The sequence below is a fragment of the Vibrio sp. D173a genome (assembly GCF_030248475.1).
On the sequence record NZ_JAHGAH010000452.1, the window covers coordinates 1 to 950 of the forward strand.

At 40.8% G+C, this 950-nt stretch carries 1 pseudogene; it reads left to right on the top strand.

The features are described from left to right. Nucleotides 1–950 (top strand): annotated as a pseudogene (locus tag KIV40_RS26660) (hypothetical protein); the annotation flags it as partial.

A 950-nucleotide genomic window follows, 5' to 3' on the forward strand; every position in this document is an offset into this window, starting at 1 on the left:
ACCGCTCAAATTCTGACAGAATCTAAAGCTGCAAACCCTACGACTTATGAAGACAAAGCGAATCAGTTTGCAAACAAAGCTGATGAGGTTGTCGATGGTATGGACCAAGCAGACCTTGAAGACAATAATGTTAAACCTGTAATTATTGATAACGGGACCGATGAAACTCTTGATCCTGTTGTAGTTACCAATGAAAAGCTAGTTGTAAATACATCTATTTATAGCACTGTACAAACAGAAATTGATGAGTTAGCTCTTCAAGTGGGCGACCCTCTGACTGAAGAATTTATTTCTCTTTCAGATACTGAAGGTAACCTACTTTTTTCAGATGCTGACTTAGCCGAAGGCACTAATGTAGATGTAACTATAGTAGAAAATGCTGCACTAAAAGAAGCTGGTATTTCAGTACAACTAAGTAGCACCGGCCTAATGATCTACTCTGAAGGTGTTGAAGTTTTGAAGAGTGGTAGCTTCACTATTGAGCTTCAAGCATTTGATACTAACTCAGAGGGTGACGTCTCACAGAATCCGACAAGCGCAATCTTTACTCTAACGGTAGCTTCTAAAAATTCACTGCCAACAGTAACTCCTGGTGCTGACACGGCTCTACAAAATGAAATAGATAGCGACTGGTCTTTCCAAGTTGGTACACCAATTTCTAACATGACTCTGAATATCAGTAACCTATTCAAAGATGTAGAAGGTGATGAGATCCAGTTTGGTACAAAACCTCGTCTATCTACCGCATACCTAGAAAACGGCATTGAAGCAACATACTCTGACGACTTCACAACAATCACCCTATCAGGTACTCCAACAAAAGTAGCAAACAAAGGCACTTTAAGTATCGATGCTACTGATGAGTTCCACGGTGAAGGCGAGTGGGAAACTGTCACTCTTAACCTACCTGAAATTGAAGAAGGTGCTGCACCAGAACCTACACCTGGTGA